The 19888-nt window shown below is 72.6% G+C and carries 16 protein-coding genes; 7 read left to right on the top strand and 9 right to left on the bottom strand.

Going from position 1 to position 19888, the window contains the following annotated elements; translation table 11 throughout:
• The first annotated feature begins 94 nt into the window (after positions 1 to 94).
• The 3 genes from AB0C19_RS21635 (at position 95) to AB0C19_RS21645 (ending at position 1878) form a co-directional block, all read left to right on the top strand.
• Positions 95 to 1075 (top strand): helix-turn-helix transcriptional regulator, encoded by a 981-nt coding sequence (locus AB0C19_RS21635; RefSeq protein ID WP_357187993.1) that lies wholly within the window; start codon positions 95 to 97, stop codon positions 1073 to 1075.
• Between the two features lie 74 nt (positions 1076 to 1149).
• Positions 1150 to 1389 carry a DUF397 domain-containing protein gene (locus tag AB0C19_RS21640; protein WP_112583698.1) on the top strand — a complete coding sequence of 80 codons (240 nt, stop codon included), beginning with the start codon at positions 1150 to 1152 and terminating at the stop codon, positions 1387 to 1389.
• 213 nt (positions 1390 to 1602) lie between these two features.
• On the top strand, positions 1603 to 1878 hold the full coding sequence (locus AB0C19_RS21645) for a hypothetical protein (protein ID WP_091406149.1): 276 nt from the start codon (positions 1603 to 1605) through the stop codon (positions 1876 to 1878).
• Positions 1879 to 2005: 127 nt separating this feature from the next.
• On the opposite strand, the gene nudC is transcribed toward AB0C19_RS21645, so the two are convergent.
• The 4 genes from nudC to AB0C19_RS21665 form a co-directional block, all read right to left on the bottom strand.
• A complete protein-coding gene (gene nudC, locus AB0C19_RS21650) occupies positions 2006 to 2965 on the bottom strand; it encodes an NAD(+) diphosphatase (protein WP_357187996.1) in 960 nt (319 codons plus the stop codon).
• Positions 2966 to 3032: 67 nt separating this feature from the next.
• Complete coding sequence (locus AB0C19_RS21655) at positions 3033 to 4376, bottom strand: pitrilysin family protein (RefSeq protein ID WP_357187998.1); 1344 nt, start codon at positions 4374 to 4376, stop codon at positions 3033 to 3035.
• 55 nt (positions 4377 to 4431) lie between these two features.
• The gene (locus AB0C19_RS21660; protein WP_112600950.1) at positions 4432 to 5742 is read right to left on the bottom strand and encodes a pitrilysin family protein; all 1311 of its coding nucleotides are present in this window, start codon (positions 5740 to 5742) and stop codon (positions 4432 to 4434) included.
• Between the two features lie 10 nt (positions 5743 to 5752).
• Positions 5753 to 6868 carry an LLM class flavin-dependent oxidoreductase gene (locus tag AB0C19_RS21665; protein ID WP_357188001.1) on the bottom strand — a complete coding sequence of 372 codons (1116 nt, stop codon included), beginning with the start codon at positions 6866 to 6868 and terminating at the stop codon, positions 5753 to 5755.
• A 173-nt stretch (positions 6869 to 7041) separates the two neighbouring features.
• Between AB0C19_RS21665 and AB0C19_RS21670 the strand changes: the two genes are divergently transcribed.
• The 4 genes from AB0C19_RS21670 to AB0C19_RS21685 are packed head-to-tail and all read left to right on the top strand — an operon-like array spanning position 7042 to position 10195.
• A complete protein-coding gene (locus AB0C19_RS21670; RefSeq protein WP_357188003.1) occupies positions 7042 to 8106 on the top strand; it encodes an ABC transporter substrate-binding protein in 1065 nt (354 codons plus the stop codon).
• Complete coding sequence (locus tag AB0C19_RS21675; protein ID WP_112698544.1) at positions 8103 to 8882, top strand: ABC transporter ATP-binding protein; 780 nt, start codon at positions 8103 to 8105, stop codon at positions 8880 to 8882. The genes AB0C19_RS21670 and AB0C19_RS21675 overlap by 4 nt, the downstream gene beginning before the upstream one ends.
• On the top strand, positions 8872 to 9756 hold the full coding sequence (locus tag AB0C19_RS21680; protein WP_145789226.1) for an ABC transporter permease: 885 nt from the start codon (positions 8872 to 8874) through the stop codon (positions 9754 to 9756). Before AB0C19_RS21675 ends, AB0C19_RS21680 begins: the two co-directional genes overlap by 11 nt.
• A 1-nt stretch (position 9757) precedes the next feature.
• Positions 9758 to 10195 carry an Rrf2 family transcriptional regulator gene (locus tag AB0C19_RS21685; protein ID WP_357188005.1) on the top strand — a complete coding sequence of 146 codons (438 nt, stop codon included), beginning with the start codon at positions 9758 to 9760 and terminating at the stop codon, positions 10193 to 10195.
• Between the two features lie 107 nt (positions 10196 to 10302).
• Here AB0C19_RS21685 and AB0C19_RS21690 read toward each other — a convergent pair whose 3' ends face one another.
• The 5 genes from AB0C19_RS21690 to AB0C19_RS21710 all read right to left on the bottom strand — a co-directional run bounded on the left by AB0C19_RS21690 (position 10303) and on the right by AB0C19_RS21710 (position 19819).
• Positions 10303 to 10503 carry a hypothetical protein gene (locus AB0C19_RS21690; RefSeq protein ID WP_357188007.1) on the bottom strand — a complete coding sequence of 67 codons (201 nt, stop codon included), beginning with the start codon at positions 10501 to 10503 and terminating at the stop codon, positions 10303 to 10305.
• Between the two features lie 245 nt (positions 10504 to 10748).
• Complete coding sequence (locus AB0C19_RS21695; RefSeq protein ID WP_357188009.1) at positions 10749 to 12062, bottom strand: DEAD/DEAH box helicase; 1314 nt, start codon at positions 12060 to 12062, stop codon at positions 10749 to 10751.
• Positions 12063 to 12285: 223 nt separating this feature from the next.
• The gene (locus AB0C19_RS21700; protein ID WP_007464836.1) at positions 12286 to 12489 is read right to left on the bottom strand and encodes a cold-shock protein; all 204 of its coding nucleotides are present in this window, start codon (positions 12487 to 12489) and stop codon (positions 12286 to 12288) included.
• Positions 12490 to 12715: 226 nt separating this feature from the next.
• Positions 12716 to 16189, bottom strand: a complete 3474-nt coding sequence (locus AB0C19_RS21705; RefSeq protein ID WP_357188011.1) for a UvrD-helicase domain-containing protein — start codon at positions 16187 to 16189, stop codon at positions 12716 to 12718.
• Between the two features lie 81 nt (positions 16190 to 16270).
• On the bottom strand, positions 16271 to 19819 hold the full coding sequence (locus tag AB0C19_RS21710; RefSeq protein ID WP_357188013.1) for an ATP-dependent DNA helicase: 3549 nt from the start codon (positions 19817 to 19819) through the stop codon (positions 16271 to 16273).
• Positions 19820 to 19888 lie beyond the last annotated feature (69 nt).

Raw genomic sequence — 19888 nt, forward strand, 5'->3', positions numbered from 1 at the left:
TCCGACACCGGTCGCGCCGTCCATACTGACCGTGGGGGGCGAATTTCATACAGTTACCGTCGCGTCTGCGGCGGTCGACGGGAAAGAGGACACTGTGCCTCCTGCCGCACCCAGCCCGATCCTGCGTCGTCGCCGGTTGGGCGTCGAGCTGCGCCGCCTACGTGAGGCCGCGGGCCTCACCGGCGATCAGGTCATCGAGCGTATCGGTTGGGCCTCCGCGTCCAAACTGTCCCGCTTGGAGAACGGCCGCAGCCGACCGGACCCGCAGGACGTCGGCGACCTGCTCGACCTCTACGGCGCCGACCAGGCGCTGCACGACGAGTTGCTGGGCATCACCAACGAGGCCGGCGACATGCGCGGCTGGTTGAAGAACTTCCCCGTGATGACGCAGCAACAGCGCGGCTGGGCCGAGTTGGAGGCGGGCTGCGCGGAGATCTCCGAGTACAACCCGGTCCTGGTGCCGGGCCTGTTGCAGACCCCCGGGTACGCCCAACTCCGCATCATGTCGGCCCGTCAGGTTAACGCGGGCGCGGGCGAGCCGGAGCCTGGCGACGAGCCGGAGACCGAGGTGCAGGCGCGGCTGGCCCGCCAGTCGCTGCTGACCCGCGAGCCGCACGCTCCCCGCTACACAGCAGTGTTGGAGGAGGCGGCTCTCGGCCGCCGGGCCGGGCCACCGGAGGTGCTGCACGAGCAGCTGCTCCAGCTCTGCGAGTTGGCGCTGCTACCCAACGTGGCCCTGCACGTGCTCCCCCGGGATACCCAGATCGGCAATTGGTACCTTCCGCCGACCGCCTTCTCGGTCTATCGGTTCGCCGATCCCCTCGATCCGGAGACATTGGCCATCGAAGGTGGCTTCACCGACGTCATGTCGACCGAGTCAATCACCCTAAATAGCTATAAAGTGGTGTTCGAGTGGCTATGCACGGCGGCACTTAACGCCTCGGACACCCTCTCCTGGCTGATCGAGGCGACGGGACGGCTGACCGAGGCGACGCCCCCATCCACAGTGGCGTTCGGGCCGGCAACGGCGCCGACCCAACGCCGCCGGGATTCGGGGCGACTGACGGACCGGTGATCCACGGGGGACCCTCCGTCGGTACGTGCGGCACCACTCGTCCCATCGGATCGCTGCACATCAGGAGCAGAGCCATGAACGAAATCCGCAACACGCCGTCCGTCTCCGCCCACTCGTTGGCGGACGCCCCGTGGCGTACCAGCACACGCAGCCAGACCTCCAACTGCGTGGAGGTCGCCCCACTGGCCACCGGCCCGTCGGCGGTCGCCCTGCGCGACAGCAAGGACCGGGGCGGCCCGGTCCTGCTGTTCAACCGCGCGGGATGGCTCGGTTTCATCACCGGGGCGAAGAAGGGCCAGTTCGATCTGAACTGATCCGGTGACTGGTACGGGGCCGTCGGCGCACTGCCGGCGGCCCCGTCGCTTTGCGACCCGGCGACCCCGCTGAGCAGCCATCCGCCGATCGGACGAGGCTCGAAACCGATAGGCGCGTTTCAGTTGCTGGGACGAACACGGGGCGTAACATGGCCCTCGAGTACGTGGAACTTCCACACTGGCTCATCCGTCGCGGTTCATCCGGAGACCCTCATGCGGTTCCTGATCGTTCGCACCGACATCCGCGCCGTCGCTGACGGGGACATCGCCGCCGCCTGGGCGGACGGCCACCGACTTCGCGACGAGACGACCACGCCCGAGCCGCGCCGGCAGATCGTGCACGCCGAGGACCGGGACGCCGCGCTGCTGCTGGCCCGGGCCCTGGCCACCGTCGGCGCGGTCCGCGCCGGCAAGCAACGGGTCAAGGTCCTCCCGCTGATCGAGTCGCGGCCCGCCTTCCGACACAGACCGGGCCGCACCGGCACCTGATTTCACAGGTCGTCCGTCGTGGTCGGACCGGCTCCCCCGCCGCGTAACTCGCACCCGCCGACCATGACGGCCCGTGTTCCCGGCCCGTGACCGCCGCGGCAACGGCGGCCACGGGTCGGGACCGTGCTCAGCGGTCGGCGTCCACCCAGCCGTCCAGCCAGCGGTGGATGAGGAACAGCGCTATCGACGACGGAGGCGGCAGGATCAGCCGGGCCCCGTCGCCCACGTCCACCGTCTGCCCGGCCAACGCCGCCCCGATCTCCCGGCGGGAGAACCACCTGGCGTACGCGATCTCGGACGGGTCGACCCGCACCGGCTCGGTCGGGTTCGCCGTGGCCAGGAAGCCCAGCATCAGCGAGCCGGGGAACGGCCAGGCCTGGCTGCCCACGTACCCGATGCGCTCGACCCCGATGCCCACCTCCTCCCGGACCTCGCGCAGCACGGCCGCCTCCGCCGACTCCCCTGGCTCCACGTAGCCGGCCAGGCAGGAGTAGCGGCGACCACCCGGGGTGCCCTGCCAGCCGGCATTGTTGCCGAGTAGGCAGCGGCCGTCCGGGCCGTCCACGCCGTCATGGACGAGCACGATCATCGCCGGGTCGGTACGCGGCCAGATCCGCCCACCGTTGCGGTCCACCCGGGACCAACCCGCCTCGTCCATAGCGGTCGGCGCGCCGGTGCTCGTCGAGTAACCGTGCCGGGTGTGCCAGTTGACCAGCGCCAACGCGGTGGTGAAGATGCCGGCCTCGCGGTCGGCGAGCAGGTGACCCACCTCCCGGAGGTGGACCGCCCGGGTCCCCGGGATCGCCGGCAGAGGCGCGTCGACAGCGAAGACCGGCACCCCGTCCGGCTCGACACCCAGGAACATCGCCATCGACTCCGACCCGGCGGGCACGTCAGCCGACCCGAACAGCACCAATGTCGGAGGCGACGTCTCGGTGCGGGCCAGCGTCCGACCCTCGTCGGTCGAGTCGAGCAGCAGCACCCGGGCGCGCAACCACGCCTCGGTCAACCACTGCGAGTCACCCCGCCGGTGCGCGGCCCGATCCAGCGTGGACCGCGCCAGAGGCGGCGCCGCCTCCCCGCTCACGCCGCCGCTCCGCTACTGAGCCCCATGGTTCGCCCACCCCGCTCGCTCACGCCAGCGCTCCGCCCACTCACGCCTTCTGCTCGGTGTGAACAGTGGTCAGCGTGGCCAGCCCCGGAGTGATCCGCTCCGCGTCGCCGAGCACCACTATCGCCGCCCGAGCCGGGGCCAGATAGCGGGCCGCCGCCTGCGCGACGTCGTCGATGCTCGCCTTCGCCAACCTCGCCGCGTACTCGGCGAGAAAGTCCAGGCGCAGACCGTTGCCGGCGTACGCGCTGGTCAACGCCGCCAACCCGGCCTGGGTGGACATGCCGAGCTGGAGGGTGCCCAGGGCGTACTGCCGGGCCTGCTCCAACTCCTCTGGCTTCGGCGGCAGCGACGCCAACCGACCCAGCTCGTACGTCGTCTCCAGCAGCGCCGGGCCGGTGACCTCGGTGGCCACGTCGGCGCCGGCGACCAGCACCGACCCGGCGACGGAGTGCTCGATCACCGAGTGCGGGCCGTACGTGTAGCCCTTGTCCTCGCGGATGTTCTCCACCCACCGGGAGGAGAAGTAGCCGCCGAAGATCAGGTTGGCCAGTTGCAGCGGGGCGTGGTCCGGGTCGGTGCGCGACACCGCCGGCAGCGCGATCCGCAGCGAGGACTGCACCGAGCCCGGCCGGTCGACCAGCAGCAGCGGCCCCGGCTCCAACGGCGGGGTCGCCGGCAACTCGGCCACCCGCCCGGCACCCGACCAGCCGCCGAGCGCCCGCTCGGCCGCGTCCAGTGCCTTCTCCGGCTGTACGTCACCGACCAGCACCAACTGCGCGCCGGTCGGGTGGACCCGCTCCGAGTGCAGGGTGCGCAGCGCCGCCGGTCGGACGGCACGGATCTGGCCGGGCTCCGGCGTCTGCGTCGCGTACGGGTGCCGGCCGTAGATCCGCTTGAGCAGCGCCTCCCGGGCCAGGTGCGAAGGCTGGCTCTGCGCCACCTGGATCCGGTCGACCAGTCGGTCCCGTTCGGTGGCCACCTCGTCACCGGGGTAGCTGGCGCCGGTCAGCACCTCGGCCAGCAGCTCCAGCATCCGGTCCAGACCGGTGACCAGGCCGGCGCCGGAGAGCATCAGCCGGTCCGGGTCGACGCCCGCGGACAGCCCGCCGCCCACCTTCTGCAACTCGGCGGCGATCTGCACGCTGGTCATCGACTCGGTGCCGGAGAGCATCGTCTGCGAGAGCATCGCGCCGCGGGCCAGGTGGACCCGGCCGAACGGCACCCAGAGCCGCAGTTCGACGAGGGGTACGGCGGGCCGGCGTACGGCGATCACTGTGAGCCCGTTGCGCAGCGTGCGCTCGGCCTGCTTGGGCACCTTGAGCTTGCGGGTCGGCCCGAGCGGCGGCAGCGTACGCGGGCCGGCAGGAGAAGTAGCGATACTCACTGTGTCACCTTCGTTCGCGACTGTGGGGCTCGCAAAACCGGCTCGCTCCTCGCGCTCACCGAACGCCTCCGGCAATGACCTCGATGGCAGCCCGGCGCTCCGGGCGCACTGTGGCCGCGGCGGCCCGGACCTGCTCCTCGGTGACCTCGCCGACCAGCCGGGGCAGTTCGTTGAGCAGACCCGGTTCACCGCGTTGCTGCTCCAGCACTGCCATCCGCAGCGCCCGACCGAGCACCGCGTCGGTGTCCCGCAGCAGGTGGGTCGCCATCCGGGCCTGGGTGCGGGCCAGTTCACCGTCGGTCAGCCCGTCGGTGGCCAGCCGGTCCAGTTCCTCGTCGATGGTGCGCAGCACCTTGTCCACATCACCACCGGGCGGCAGGTGCGCCTGCAACAGCAGCGCTGTGGGGTCGCGGACGTCGAACGGGTCGCCCATGAAACCGAGGTATCCGCCGAGGCTGGTCACCGTACGGTCCCGCTGCACCAGTCGCTCGACCAGCCGCGACGCGTCGCCGTCGGTGAGCACCTCGGCCAGCACCACGTACGGCAGGTAGCCGGCGAAGTCGGTGACCGGGTCGGGCACGCGCCAGGCGCCGGCCACCGCCGGCAGCGGCGCCAGGGCATCGGTGTACGAGGTGCGCCGCTCGGCGCTCAGGTCGGGCTCGGTGAAGTCGGGCCGTTGCGGTGCCGGTCGGGCCGGCACGTCGCCGAAGTGCCGGGTGACCAGCTCGGTCGCCTCGGCCACGTCGATGTCGCCGCTGACGGCCAGCACGGCGTTGCCGCTGGCGTAGTAGCGGCGGAAGAAGTCCGCGGCGTCGGCGACGGTCGCCGACTCCAGGTCGTCGAAGGAGCCGTAGCCGTCGTGGGCGTTCGGGAAGGTGTCGAACATGACCGGCGGCAGAGTGAGCCAGGGGAAGCCGCCGTACGGACGGTTGAGGACGTTGACCCGGATCTCCTCCTTGACCACGTCGACCTGGTTGCGCAGGTTCTCCTCGGTCAGCCGGGGCCCACGCATCCGGTCCGCCTCCAGGAACAGCGCGCGCTCCAGCGCGTTGCTCGGCAGCGTCTCGAAGTAGTCGGTGTAGTCCAGGTGGGTGGAACCGTTGAAGGTGCCACCCGCGCCCTGCACGTGCCGGAAGTGGGCCAGCTTCTCCAGGTTCTCCGAGCCCTGGAACATCAGGTGCTCGAAGAGGTGGGCGAAGCCGGTACGCCCCTCCGGTTCCGAGCGGATGCCGACGTCGTAGACCACCGCCACCCCGATCACCGGGGCACTGCGATCGGGGGTGAGCACCACCCGCAGGCCGTTGTCGAGGGTGAACCGCTCGACCGGATACTTCGTCGCTGGAATTCTGGATCTCCGCGCCGCCACGGAGTCGACCCTAGCGCGTCGACACCTCCGCCACCCGCGACCTTCCCGGAGCCGCCGCGACCGGGGCTGTCACCAGGGGCAGCACCTCGGCGCCGACCCGCTCGGCCTCCTCGCGGTGCGGCCAGCCGGAGAGGATGAACTCGTCGACGCCGAGCGCGGCGTACTCGTCGATTCGAGCCGCGACCTCGGCGTAGCTGCCGACCAGCGCGGTGCCGGCGCCCTCGCGGACCAGGCCGACGCCGGCCCAGAGGTTCGGTGCGACGGTGAGCCCGTCGGTGCGGCCGGCGTTCAGCGCGGCCATCCGGGCCTGACCCACCGAGTCCATCCGGCGGAACCGGGCCTGGGCGGCGGTGATCCGCTCCGGGCTCATCCCGGCCAGCAGCCGGTCCGCCTCGGCCCACGCCTGCGCGCTGGTCGGACGGGCGATGACGTGCAGCCGGAGGCCAGTGCGCACTGTGCGGCAGTGCTCGGCGGCGAGCGCCCGGACCCGGGCGACCCGGGCCGCTATCGACGTCGGTGGTTCACCCCACATCAGGTACACGTCGGCCTGGCGGGCGGCCACCGTCTCGGCAGCCGGGGACGCGCCGCCGAAGTAGACCGGCGGCGGCGCGGCCAGCGGGGTGGCCAGGCCGCCGCCGTCGACCCGGTAGTGCTTCCCGGCGTAGTCGAACGGCCCGCCGGCCCAGGCACGGCGAAGCACCTCGACGAACTCGCCGGTGCGCGCGTAGCGGTCGTCGTGCCCGAGGAAGTCGCCGTACGCCCGCTGCTCGGCCGGGTCGCCCCCGGTCACGATGTTGAGCGAGAGCCGGCCACCCGAGACGGCCTGGAACGCCTCGGCCTGCTGGGCGATCAGGGTGGGCAGCGCGAAACCGGCCCGGACCGCGACCAGCATGCCGAGCCGCTCGGTGTGCTGGGCGACCGCCGCGCAGACGATCCACGGGTCGGGGCAGCCGGCGCCCACCGGGGTGAGAACGGCGGTGAACCCGTTGGTCTCGGCGGCCCGGCCAACCTCGGCCAGGTAGGCCACCGTCGCGGCCCGGTCGTGCCTCGCCGCGCCCGCGGTGACTGTGGCGGCACCGACCTGGTCGCCGTCGCCGGAGGTGGGCAGGAACCAGTGGAAGGTCATCGCGAAGTCGCCTCTCTGCCGGTGACCGAATGCCGATTACCCTAGCAAGCTGGTAGGAAATACCGACATAACTGAGACGCGCCATCCCGTCATGTGGATGGGTCTTGACGCTGACCGCAGCCTGGCCCACTCTTCCTACCAACTAAGTAGGAATACTGCGGATTGGATGGACGATGAGACGGCTCCCCCTGCGTCGGTTGGTCACCCTGGCCACCCTCACCGTGGTCGGCGCGGCGACCCTGGGCAGCACCGCCGCGTGCGGCGACGACAGCGAGGGCGCGGGCGGCAGCTCCGGCCCGGTGACGCTGCGCCTCGGCTACTTCCCCAACATCACCCACGCGCCGGCGGTCGTCGGCGTGGAGAAGGGCATCTTCGCGGAGAAGCTCGGCACCAACGTCAAGCTGGACCCGAAGACCTTCAACGCCGGCCCGGCCGCCATCGAGGCGGTCTTCTCCGGCGCGCTGGACGCCACCTACATCGGTCCGAACCCGACAGTGAACGCCTTCTCCAAGTCCAAGGGTGAGGCAGTCCGGGTCATCTCCGGCGCGGCGTCCGGCGGCGTGGCACTCGTGGTCAAGCCCGGCATCACCGGGGCGCAGGACCTGAAGGGCAAGAAGATCGCCACCCCGCAGCTGGGCAACACCCAGGACGTGGCGATCCGGTACTGGCTCAAGCAGCAGGGCCTCACCACCACCAAGGAGGGTGGAGGCGACGTCAAGATCGTTCCGCAGGAGAATTCCCAGACCATCGAGACGTTCAACAGCGGCGCGATCGACGGCGCCTGGGTGCCCGAGCCGTTCGTCTCCCGCCTGATCAACGCCGGCGGCAAGGTGCTCGTCGACGAGCGTGACCTGTGGCCGGACAAGAAGTTCGTCATCACCAACCTGCTGGTGAGCACCAAGTTCCTCAAGGCGCACCCGGACGTGGTGCAGAGGCTGGTCGACGGTCAGGTGGCCGCCAACGAGTTCGTCAACACCAAGCCGGACGAGGCGCAGCAGGCCATCTCCGACGCGATCGGCAAGATCACCGGTAAGCCACTGGACCTGAAGCTGATCAAGCAGGCGTGGCCGACGTTGGAGTTCACGAACGACCCGATCTCGTCCTCCCTGAAGGCCGGCCTCGACCACGCCGTCGACGTGGACCTGACCGAGCCGGTCGACCTCAAGGGCCTGTACGAGCTCAAGTACCTCAACAACGCGCTCAAGGCGCAGGGCAAGCCCGAGGTCGTCCAGCCATGACGTCGACAACGACGACGCCGCAGAGCGCGACCACAGCGGTCGCGCTCTCCGGCGTGACCAAGGTGTACGGGCGCGGGGCGAACGCCGTCCTGGCCCTGGACGGTGTCTCGCTGAACGTCGCACCGGGCGAGTTCGTCTGCCTGGTCGGCGCGTCCGGCTGCGGCAAGAGCACCCTGCTCAACCTGGTGGCCGGGCTGGACCGGGTCAGTGGTGGACAGATCACCCTGGCCGGCGACGCCAACCCGGGCCTGATGTTCCAGGAGCCTGCGCTCTTTCCGTGGCTGACCGTCGACGCCAACGTGGAAGTGCCCCTCAAGCTGCGTCGGCTCCCCCGGGCCCAACGCCGGGAGCGGGTCGCCGAGCTGCTGCGGACGGTGCACCTTGCCGACTTCGGTCGCAAGCGCCCGCACGAGCTCTCCGGCGGAATGCGGCAGCGGGTCGCGCTCGCCCGCACGTTGGCCCTGGACACTCCGGTGCTGCTGATGGACGAGCCGTTCGGCGCGCTGGACGCGATGACCCGGGACATCCTGCACGACGAGCTGGAACGGATCTGGTCCGAGCGCAAACTCTCGGTGCTCTTCGTGACGCACAACGTCCGCGAGGCGGCCCGGCTGGCCGACCGGATCATCCTGCTCTCCAGCCGACCCGGCCGGATCATCTACTCCACCGAGGTGAACATCCCGCGCCCTCGCCGGATCGACTCCCCCGAGGTCGCCGCCATCGCCGCAGAGGTCACCGAGCGGCTCCGTACGGAGGTGGGCCGCCATGGCCAGTGACACCCTCACCAGTTCGGCACGTACCGACGCCGAGATCACCGGCCTCGACGCGCTGGAGATCGCCGGCCGGGACAAAGAGGTCTCCCGGGGCGCCCGGATCTGGGCGGCCACCTGGCCAAAGCTGGCAGCGCTGGCCATCGCCATCGGGATCTGGCAGGCAGTGGTGTGGACCGGCTGGAAGGACCCGTGGGCCCTGCCTGGCCCGGGGCCGGTCTTCGCCGACCTCGCCGACTACTTCCTGAGTTCGGCGCTCTGGGACGGGCTGGCGACCACGGCACGGCGTGCGGTGATCGGCTTTGCCGCCGCAGTGGCCGTCGGGCTGCTGCTCGGCCTCGGCGTCTCTCGGTCGAAGGTGCTCCGGGCCGCCATCGGGTCCATGATCACGGCGCTGCAGACGATGCCGTCGATTGCCTGGTTCCCCCTGGCGATCCTGCTGTTCGAACTCAGCGAACAGGCGATCTTCTTCGTGGTGGTGCTCGGCGCAGCGCCGTCCATCGCCAACGGTGTCATCCATGGCGTGGACTACGTCCCGCCGCTGCTGCAGCGTGCCGGTCGCAACCTGGGTGCCCGGGGTCTGAACCTGTACCGGTACGTGATCGCGCCAGCCGCCCTGCCCGCGATCGTCGCCGGCCTCAAGCAGGGCTGGGCCTTCGCGTGGCGCAGTCTGATGGCCGGTGAATTGCTCGTGGTCATCGCCGCGCGAACGTCGATCGGCGCTCAGCTCACCTACGCCAGGGATTTCTCGGACGCGGAACGGCTGATGGCCATCATGATCGTCATCCTGGTCGTCGGGCTTCTCGTAGACACCGCGTTCGGCGCTGCGGACAAGGCGATCAGGCGCCGCTGGGGCGTACTGGACCAGGCTGGTCAGTGACGTGTTCGTCTCCGCGCGCAGCGACTACGCGCTCCGGGCGATGCTCGCCGTCGCCGCCGCCAGTGGTGGCGGCGACGGCGACCGGGTCGGCGAGTTGGTGAAGGCGGCCAGCCTGGCCGAGGTGCAGGACATTCCGCTCAGTTTCCTCCAGGGCATCCTGCTCGACCTGCGCCGGGCCGGTCTGCTGCACAGCCATCGCGGCGCCGACGGTGGGTACGCGCTGACCCGCCCAGCCGACGAGATCACCGTCGGAGACGTGCTGCGTGCGGTCGGCGGCTCGCTCACCACGGTGCGCGGTCTGCCGGCCGAGCGGGCCGGCTATCACGGAGTGGCCGCCGGGCTCACCGACGTCTGGCTGGCGGTGCACGGGGCGATCGCCACTGTGGTCGACAGCACCACCCTGGCCGACCTGCTCACCCACGCCCCCACCACATCTTGAGCGGCGACGGTGATGTGGCCGGGCCGGTGCCCCGCCGACCCGACCACATCTCGCACCGATCCTGACCGGGCCTGCCCCTCCGCCGGCACCGATAGGACGGTCGCTGCTCAGCCCACGTGTGCGGTCGCCGGGGCGAGGCCCGTGTCGCCAGGGCTGTGCAACTCCACCAGACCGGCGGGAGCGTTACCCGCCGGGGTGGCATGCCAGGGCGCGAAGGCCGCGACCATGGCGAGCAACAACCCGGCGAGCGCGACCGCGACCACCAGGATCAGTTCACGCAGTGCGCCCGAGCCGGCTTCGCCCGCCATGGTCACCCCTCCCCTGCCGGGCCCCCCGCCCGACATCCCCCGTCGGTCAGCCTCGACCACGACCGGCCGGGGCGCAGTCGGCCAGCCGACCCAGCGGAGGCTGATTACCGACTCAGCAGAGCGGGCCACCCGGCGCGGCCGGCTGACCGGTCGGGCCGCACGGACAGCCGACCGGCCCGGAACTCCGTGCAGACAAAACCGACCCGACCCGCCGAAGCGGGACGGGTCGGTCGACGCGCAGAAGGTCAGACGGTACGGGGACGACGCGGCCGACGGGACCGGCCCGACGCGCGGTGCGCCGGACGGGCGCCACCATCGGCGGCCGAGCCAGCGGAGGTACGGGCCCGAGAGACGGGCGCCGGCGGAGCGACGATGGTCACCGGCACACCGGACGGCTCGCGGGCGCCGGTCACCCGGGCCAGCGCTCCGTCACCCGCGCGCACCTGGACCGACTCGGGCCGGATACCGGCGGTGGCCATCAGCCGGGACACGTCCCGGCGCTGCTCCGGCAGGACAAGGGTGACCACGGAACCGGACTCGCCGGCCCGGGCGGTACGGCCGCCCCGGTGCAGGTAGTCCTTCGCCTCGGTCGGCGGGTCCACGTTGACCACCATGTCCAGACCGTCCACGTGGATGCCACGGGCCGCCACGTCGGTGGCGACCAGGGCGGTCACCTGACCGTTGCGGAACTGCTCCAGGATCCGGGTGCGCTGCGGCTGGGACTTGCCGCCGTGCAGCGCTGCCGCGCGTACGCCCTTGGAGAGCAGTTGGCGGGCCAGCCGGTCGGCGCGGTGCTTGGTGCCCATGAACAGGATGGTGCGGCCCTCACGGGCGGCGATCCGGGTCAACGCGTCGGGCTTGTCCGCAGCGTCGACGTGCAGCACGTGGTGGGTCATCGCGGTGACAGTCGCGGTGCCCGGGTCGACCGAGTGGGTGACCGGGTTGCTCAGGAAGCGACGGACCAGCCGGTCCACGCCGCCGTCCAGGGTCGCGGAGAAGAGCATCCGCTGCCCCTGCGGCGCGACCTGCTCCAGCAGCTTGGTGACCTGCGGCAGGAAGCCCATGTCGGCCATCTGGTCGGCCTCGTCGAGCACCGTGATCTCGACCTGGTCGAGCCGGGCGTCGCCACGGTTGATCAGGTCGTGCAGCCGACCGGGGGTGGCGACGACAACCTCGGTGCCGGCGCGCAGGGCGTCCGCCTGCCGCTGCAACGACAGGCCGCCGACCACCGTGGCGCAGCGCAGCCCGACGGCGCGGGCGTACGGGGCCAGCGCGGTGGTGACCTGCTGAGCCAGCTCGCGGGTCGGCACCAGTACCAGGGCCAGCGGGCGGCCCGGGCGCGCCTTACGGCCGGCGGTGCGGGACAGCAGCGGAAGCCCGAAGGCGAGGGTCTTGCCGGAGCCGGTACGACCCCGGCCCAGCACGTCCCGGCCGGCGAGCGAGTCGGGCAGCGTCGCCGACTGGATCGGGAACGGCTCGGTGATGCCCTGCGCGGTCAGCGCGGTGAGCAGCGCCGGTGCCAGACCGGTATGAGCGAAAGAGGGAATAACTGTGGTCATGCGGAAGCCTTCCTCGACGCGGCACGTGTCGAGGGAGGGCGCCGAAGTCGGCGCTGTCACCAGCGGAAAAAGGCCGCCAGGACTCACAAGCACGAACCGAAAGGGAGTACAGGCCGGCCCGCCGCCGGGCCGCCGCCTGCGTAGGCAGGTGGCAGCGGGGCGGGCCGGTCCCGTCACCGTCACACCCGGAGGGCGCGACAGGTAATGCTGACCGATCCGAAGATCAGAGCGGGCGGATGTTCTCCGCCTGCGGGCCCTTCTGGCCCTGGGTCACCTCGAACTCGACCCGCTGGTTCTCGTCCAGGCTCCGGTAGCCGGAGGACTGGATCGCCGAGAAGTGGGCGAAAACGTCGGCGCCGCCGCCGTCGGGGGTGATGAAGCCGAAGCCCTTGTCAGCGTTGAACCACTTCACGGTGCCAATAGCCATGTGTTTCGTCTCCTTGACGGAACGTCGGACACGCACGTGTTGCGTGCCCGAAGAGGAGCGCTCCGCGCGGGGATGCGCGAATCGCCTGTCGCTTCTGGTCGCCCCGCCCGGAGAACTCCGGACACAACAAAGAGCGCCTGGGGCCACAATCCCGCCAGGCGCACACAGAGTCTCTGGTAACCAAAACTGCAACCCGGTCAACCTACCACGGTTTTCCCCGCCATGGTCAATGTTGGGCAGAATCCTCGGGCAACTGGGCGATCATGGCGGTGAGGCCCGTCACATCCAGCAGGTCGGCAGGCCGGACAGTCACCCCATGGCGGACGTAGTGGAACGCCGCGCCCACCCGGTCGACCGGCACGCCGGCCAACTCGGCCCAGGCCAGGCGGTACACCGCCAGCTGCACGGCGGCGACGTCGGCCGCCGGCCCGGAGGGCTGCGCGCCGGTCTTCCAGTCGACCACGTCGAACCGGCCACCCGGCCGGGCGAAGACCGCGTCCATCCGGCCCCGCACCACCACTCCGGCGATCACAGTGGCGAAGGGCACCTCCACCTCCACCGGTGACCGGTCGGCCCACTCGCTGGCCAGGAACCGCTCCTGAAGCTCGACCAGAGCCTCGTCGGGTGCGGCATCGTCGTCGGCCGCGCCGGGCAGCTCGTCCAGGTCCAACAGGCGGTCGGCGCCGAAGCGCTGCTCCAACCAGGCGTGGAAGGCGGTGCCTCGACGGGCGTACGGGTTGGGTTCGGCCGGCACCGGGCGACGCAGCGTACGGGCCAGTGCCGCCGGATCGCGCCGCAGCGCGACCAGCTGAGTGACGCTCAGCGCCCCGGGCAGCGCCACCTCGACCGCACCGGAGAGCCGGGTCAGCTCGGCGCGCTCCGCCAACAGCAGGTCCGCCTCGCGCTGCCAGCGCGCCACCTCCGGATCCACCTCCGGCTCGACCGACTCGGCCTCGATCGACGGCACCGGCCCGGCAAGCACCGGCCCGACCTCCGACCCGACCGGCGACACGGGCCCGACCGGCCCGGCGAGCACCGGCCCGACCGGCCCGGGGAGCACCGCCGCCGGTCCGTCGGCCATCAGGCGACGCACCAGCCCGGCCGCCTCGGCCAACGCCGGCCGGCGACCGCCCAGCGGGTCGGCCGGCCACTCCGCGCGGAGCACCACCTCGGCCGTGGGGTTCGTCGCGTCGGGAGTCGGCTCCGGCGCCCACGCGTCGATCAGGTGCCCCGGACCGCCGTCGAGGCAGGCGTCGTACACCTCACGCAGGAAGACCGACGGACCTCGCGGTCGCTTCGTGCCCTCTCCCCACCAGTAACCGGAGCAGAGCAGCAGCCGGCGCGGCCGGGTCACCGCCACGTACGTCAGCCGGCGTTCCTCCCGCTCGTCGTGGGCCCGCCACGCGTCGGTGAAGTCGGTCACCGCCCGCGCCACGGCCCGCTGGTCCCCCGCCTCGTCGAGTGCCAACTCGGGCAGCCCGTCGGCGTCACCGCGCAGCGGAAACGGCAGCACGCCCAGCCCACCCAGCCAGTGGTCGGAGTTGCGGACCGGCCCCGGCCACAGCCCACGACTGAGCCCGGCCACCGCGACGACGTCCCACTCCAGGCCCTTGGCGGCGTGCGCGGTGACCACCTGCACCGCGCCTTCCACCACCTCGACCTCGCCCGGCGCCAGACCGCGCTCCTCGTCCTCGGCGGCGGCCAGGTAGGAAAGGAACCCGGACAGGGTCGCGCCGGGCGTCTCCCCGCTGAACCGGGCCGCCACGTCGCCGAGCGCGTCCAGATGCCCTCGGGCCAGGCCCGCGTCGCCGGCGCCGTCCCGGCCGGCCCGCACCGCGACCTCCACGTCCAGGCCGATGGTCCGCTCGATGTCCGCGATCAGGTCCGGCAGCGCCTGGTCCAGCCGGTAGCGCAGCAGCGCCAGTTCCCGGCCGTACGCGCGCAGCCGCGCGAACCCCTCCGCCGAGTACGCCTGCGCCGGCCCGAGGTCGGCCAACGCCTCCACCAGGGTCGCCTCGTCCAACAGGTCGGGGCTGATCTCCGAGGCCTCGTCGGCGGCCACCTGTCGCCGGGCGTTCGCGATCGCCCGCGCTCGCCGGTGCAACGCCACCAGGTCACGTGGCCCGATCCGCCACCGGGCGCCGGTGAGCAACCGCAGCAGCGCGGCGCCATCGGTCGGGTCGGCCAGGACCCGCAGCGTGCACACCACGTCGCGTACCTCGGGGGTGTCCAGCAGGCCGCCCAGCCCGACCACCTCGACCGGTAGGCCCCGCTCACGCAGCGCCGACTCGATCGCCGGGATCTGGCTGCGCACCCGGACCAGCACGGCGGTCGTCGGACGGCGGTCCACCGGGATGTGTTCCGGGGCCGCGCCCGGCATCCCGGCCGCCCCCCGCCAGGCGGCGAGCACGCTGTCGGCGATCCAGTCGGCCTCGTCGGCGTACGTGGGCAGCATCGCGCAGTGCACGGTGCCGCCGGCCGCGCCGCCCGGGCTGCGGTGCGGGATCGGATCCCGGACGGTCAGCGCGGAGCGCAGCTCCGGCACCCGGGCACCCGCCGCCCGCAGCGGGGTGGAGAGCGCGTTCGCCACCCGGAGGATCTCCGGGCGGTTGCGCCAACTCGTGGTGAGCCCCAGCGCCGGGGCCGGTTCACCGTTGGCGCGGGCGAACTCGGTGGGGAACCGGTCCAGGGTGCCCGCGCTGGCCCCCCGCCAGCCGTAGATCGACTGGCACGGGTCGCCCACCGCGGTCACCGGGTGCCCGCCACCGAACAGCGCGTTGAGCAACACCACCTGGGCGTGGCTGGTGTCCTGGTACTCGTCGAGCAGCACCACCCGGAAGCGGTCCCGCTCGATCACGCCGACCCCCGGGTGGTTCCGGGCCACCCGGGCCGCCCGGGCGAGCTGGTCGGCGAAGTCCATCGCCTCGAAGTCCTCCTTGCGCCGGGCGTAGGCCCGCACCAGCGGCAACAGGCGCAACCGGGTCTGCTGGAGGGTGAGCGCCTTGCGCACGTCGGCGTACACCCGGCCCGGCCGGGACTGCACCTCGGCGAAGAACCGACCGGTCCAGGCCGCCAGGTCGTCCGGCGCGACGAGATGCTCGTCCAGCTCCCCGGCCAGCGCCAGCACCGCGTCGGTGATGGTGCTCGGCATCCGGTCCACCTCGGACATGTCGCCGTCGTAGTTGCGCACCAGCAGGTCGACCAACTGCCAGCGGGACGCCTCGGTGAGCAGCCGGGTGGACGGCTCGTAGCCGGCCCGCAGCCCGTGCTCGGTGACGATCCGCCCCGCGTACGAGTGGTAGGTGGAGACGGTGGGCTCACCAGCGAGCGGATCGTCCAGCGGATCCCGTCCCTGCCTGCCGACTCGGCGGATCAGCTGGTCGAGCCGGGTCCGTACCCGGTGGGCCAGCTCGCCGGCCGCCTTGCGGGTGAAGGTCAGCCCGAGGATCTGCTCCGGCCGCACGTACGAGTTGGCCACCAGCCAGACCACCCGGGCGGCCATCGTCTCGGTCTTGCCCGACCCGGCGCCCGCGACCACCAGCAGCGGCTCCACCGGGGCTGCGATGATCGCGGCCTGCTCCCGGGTGGGCGCCGGCAACCGCAGCAGCTTGGCCAGCTCCACCGGTGTGTACCGGGGGCCGGAGTCCGCGAGTCGGGGCGTCGGCGCGGGGCCCGCGCCGAACAGGGTGGGTTGACTCACAGTGCCGTCTCAGTTCCCAACACCGGCGCACTCCTCGCCCTCACGGTGCCATCTCAGTTCGTGACTGCGGGGCTCGCACGCTCACTCCTCGCCCTCACCTGTTCGTCGGACGGTGGGCGGCTCGACGACCTGGCGACCCTGCCCGGAGACCGGGCAGCTGGTGCGCACCGGGCAGACCCGGCACTTCGAGTTGGCCACCGCGGCGAACGTGGAGGCTGCCATCGTATCGGCGGTCCGCCGGACCAGCGCCGTCGCCCAACCGGCCGCCGGCCCCTCGCTGGCTGCCGGCTGATTCTGCTCCCTGGCGTCCTTGGCGGAGGTGCCGAGCTGCACCAGCGCCGCACCACCGGACTCGTCACCGAACTCGGCGAACGCCCCCGCCTCCACCGCCGCCTGGTAGGCGCCGAGCTGCGGGTGCTCGGCAAGGTCGGTGCCTGTGACAGCTGTGGACTTGCCGGTCTTCAGGTCGATCACCACGAGCCGCCCGGCCTCGTCGACCTCCAGCCGGTCGACCCGGCCGGCGAGGTCGATGGGCCGGTTCGGGTCGTCCAGGCGGACGGCGAACTCGTGCTCGATGGCGAGCAACCGTCGTGGATTGGTGGCCAGCCAGCGCAGCAGCTTGTCGACCATCGCCTCGGCGCGTTCCCGCTCCGGCCCGGCCATCCACCGGGCCGCCAGCTCGATCGCGTCGAACCGGGCGGCAACGTAGTCGAGCAGCGCGCCCCGGTCGGCGCTGGCGTCCTCGGCGAGCATCGCGGCGGCGTGCACCAGGTTGCCCACCCCCTGCGCGGTGCTGGTCGGGCCGCTGCCGCCGTGCCGTTCCAGCAGCCAGCGCAGGCTGCACCGCAGCGCACTCTCCATTGCCGACGGGGTAACCCGCACCGGGTGGCCGTCGTCGACGAGCGGCCGGTCGTCGGAGAGCACCCGCAACCCCCACCAGTCGTCGGGGTGCGCGCCGGGCACCCCGGCGGCGGCGAGCCGGGCCAGCTCGGCCGCCGCGGCGCGCCGCCGGGCCGCCGGAGCGGCCGGGTCGGTGATGGCGGTACGCAGTTCCGCTACCAACGCCGGCAGGGTGAGCGCCCGGGGTGGGCGGGTCACCGGCAGTGCTCCGGGGCGGTCCGGCTCCTCGTCGCCGGTCTCGCTCGCCGCAGCACCCCGGTTGCCGGCGGAGGGTGCCTCGGTGCGGGGACCGGGCGGCGGGCCGGGCGCTGTCGGCGGGGTCGGTGGCGGCGCGATCGGCGGCGTCGGCGGCGGGGTCGGCGGCGGTGTGCTCGGGCCCAGCTCGTGCAGGAACCGGCTGGGTTGCTCCTCGTGGTCGTCGCCGCCGACGGCGGCAGACGCCACGGCGCTGACCAGCAGCCGGTGCCGGGCCCGGCTGATGGCGACGTGGAAAAGCCGGCGCTCCTCGTCCAGCAACGCCGAGGTCTGACCCACCACGTTCGCCGCTGTCGCCCCGTCGACCGACCGGCCGGCCAGCACGTCGACCAGTCGCTCGGAGCCGAGCAGGCTGCCGCGCAGCCGCAGGTCCGGCCAGATGCCCTCCTGCACGCCGGCCACAGCGACCAGGTCCCATTCCAGGCCCTTCGCGGCGTGCGCGGTGAGCAGGCGTACCGCCGCACCCCGGTCGGCTGTCGGAGCGATGGTGTCGGCCGGCAGGTCCTGGGCGAGCACGTGGTCGAGGAAGACCTCGGCACGCGCGCCGGGCAGCCGATCGGTGAACCGGGCCGCCGCGTCGAAGAGGACCAGCACGGCGTCCAGGTCTCGGTCGGCCGCCTCGGCCCGCCGACGCCGGGCCAGATCGCCCTCGCCGGCCTCCGGACGCCCCTGGTTGATCGCGCCGGCCCACCGCTCGGCGAGACCACTGGCGTGCCAGACGGCCCAGAGCACGTCCTCGGCGGTCGCACCCGGCCGGGCGGCGACCTCGCGTGCGATGGCCAGCAGCCCGGCCACCGCCTGCGCTGGCTCCGCCCAGCGCCGCTCGATGCCGCCCAACTCCTCCGGGTCCTGCAATGCCTCGACGATCAGCTCCCCGGAGGGGCGTCGGTCACCACCGGCCAGGGCGAGCGCGCGCAGGCCCTGCCGCAGCCGCCGCTCGGCCAGCGGGTCGGCCCCGCCGAGCGGCGAGTGCAGCAGCGCGACCGCCGCCTCCTCGTCGAGTCGCTCCGGCTCCAGCGCGCAGCGCAGCAGGAGCAGCAGCGGCGCGACCGCGGGTTGCAGGTGCAGGGGCAGATCCTCACCGTGCACCACTGTGGGTACGCCGGCAGCGTGCAGCGCCCGTCGCAGGGTGGGTAACTGCAACGCTGTGGACCGCACCAGCACCGCCATCCGTGACCAGGGCACACCGTCGAGCAGGTGGGCCGAGCGCAGTGCGTGGGCCAGCCAGGCAGCCTCGCTGGTCGCCGAGCGGAAGGTGTGCACCTCGACCACGCCGGGCGGCGCGTCCGGCAGGGGGTGCAGCCGACGGTGCGCGGCCGGACCCCGCAGGCGGCGACCCAGCCGGGCGATCGCCGCGAGCAGACCCGGCCCGGCCCGGTACGACGCGGTCAGCAGCACCTGCGCGGCCGGCGCACCGGATGCCGTCCGGAACCGGTGCGGGAACGTCGCCACCCCGGCCGGGTCGGCGCCCCGGAAGGCGTACGTGGAGGAATCCGGGTCGGCGAACGCGACAAGCGACTTGCCACCGCCGGCGATGACCGAGAGCAGCTCCAGTTGGGCGGGGTCGGTGTCGGCCAGCTCGTCGAGGTAGACGTACGCGAGCCGACGACGCTCGGCGGCCAGCAACTCCTCGTCGTCGCGCAGCAGCCCGGTGGCCGCCCGGACCAGCTCCGCCGGGTCGTACGCGATGGAGCCCCGGTTGCTGACGTCGCGCAACGCGAGCACTGCGACGTACTCCCGCAGGAAGCGGGCGGCGGCCGGCCAGTCGGCGCGGCCGAGCCTCTCACCCAGCCGAGCCAGGTCGATCGGGCCCACGCCGCGCTCGGCGGCGCGCATGAGCAGGTCGCGCAGTTGCCCGGCGAACGCCCGGGTGCGCAGGGCGGGGCGCAGGTCGGTGGGCCAGCCGACCGGGTCGTCCTCGGGCTCCTCGCCCACCACGTCCAGCAGCTCACGGATGATCAGATCCTGCTCGGGGCCGGTGAGCAGCCGGGGCGACGGTTCGCCCCGCTCGGCGGCGGCGCGGCGGAGCAGCCCGAAGGCGTACGCCGGGAAGGTGCGCACCAGCGGCTCGCGCAGCACCCGGTGGCCGTCCTGCGCGATCCGGGCCTCGATGCGCTGTCGCAGTGCTGTGGCGCCTCGGCGGCCGAAGGTCAGCACCAGGATCCGTTCGGGATCGGCCCCCTCGGCCACCCGGGCGGCGACCGCCTCGACCAGCGTGCTGGTCTTGCCGGTGCCCGGGCCGCCGAGCACGAGCATGGGCCCGTCGGTGTGCCCGACCACCTCGGCCTGCACCGGGTCGGCCCGCCAGCCATCGCCGAAGGTCAGCTCGGGCCCGGCCACGCGATCGGGCCCAACCGACGTGCCGACACCGCCCCCGGACGTGCCGCCGCTGGCGGGCACGGAAGCGCTGTCAGGCGTCGACCCGTCCCCCCGCGCCGGCCTCCCGGGCCGCCGCACCAACCGGTACGCCTGCATCAGCTCATCCCATCAGACCCGTACGACACCACCCAATCCCCACCCGCTCCCCCCTCACCCCAACATCCA

The sequence above is a fragment of the Micromonospora sp. NPDC048842 genome, from assembly GCF_040649935.1.
Classification (GTDB): Bacteria; Actinomycetota; Actinomycetes; order Mycobacteriales; family Micromonosporaceae; genus Micromonospora; species Micromonospora hortensis.

What these genes read in the sequence shown, in the direction of transcription:
- AB0C19_RS21675 (WP_112698544.1), top strand. Translation starts at nt 8,103, where the DNA reads ATGACGTCGACAACGACGACGCCGCAGAGCGCGACCACAGCGGTCGCG.
- AB0C19_RS21640 (WP_112583698.1), top strand. Translation starts at nt 1,150, where the DNA reads ATGAACGAAATCCGCAACACGCCGTCCGTCTCCGCCCACTCGTTGGCG.
- AB0C19_RS21680 (WP_145789226.1), top strand. Translation starts at nt 8,872, where the DNA reads ATGGCCAGTGACACCCTCACCAGTTCGGCACGTACCGACGCCGAGATC.
- AB0C19_RS21670 (WP_357188003.1), top strand. Translation starts at nt 7,042, where the DNA reads ATGAGACGGCTCCCCCTGCGTCGGTTGGTCACCCTGGCCACCCTCACC.
- AB0C19_RS21700 (WP_007464836.1), bottom strand. Translation starts at nt 12,489, where the DNA reads ATGGCTATTGGCACCGTGAAGTGGTTCAACGCTGACAAGGGCTTCGGC.
- AB0C19_RS21695 (WP_357188009.1), bottom strand. Translation starts at nt 12,062, where the DNA reads ATGACCACAGTTATTCCCTCTTTCGCTCATACCGGTCTGGCACCGGCG.
- AB0C19_RS21710 (WP_357188013.1), bottom strand. Translation starts at nt 19,819, where the DNA reads ATGCAGGCGTACCGGTTGGTGCGGCGGCCCGGGAGGCCGGCGCGGGGG.
- AB0C19_RS21645 (WP_091406149.1), top strand. Translation starts at nt 1,603, where the DNA reads ATGCGGTTCCTGATCGTTCGCACCGACATCCGCGCCGTCGCTGACGGG.
- AB0C19_RS21665 (WP_357188001.1), bottom strand. Translation starts at nt 6,868, where the DNA reads ATGACCTTCCACTGGTTCCTGCCCACCTCCGGCGACGGCGACCAGGTC.
- AB0C19_RS21690 (WP_357188007.1), bottom strand. Translation starts at nt 10,503, where the DNA reads ATGGCGGGCGAAGCCGGCTCGGGCGCACTGCGTGAACTGATCCTGGTG.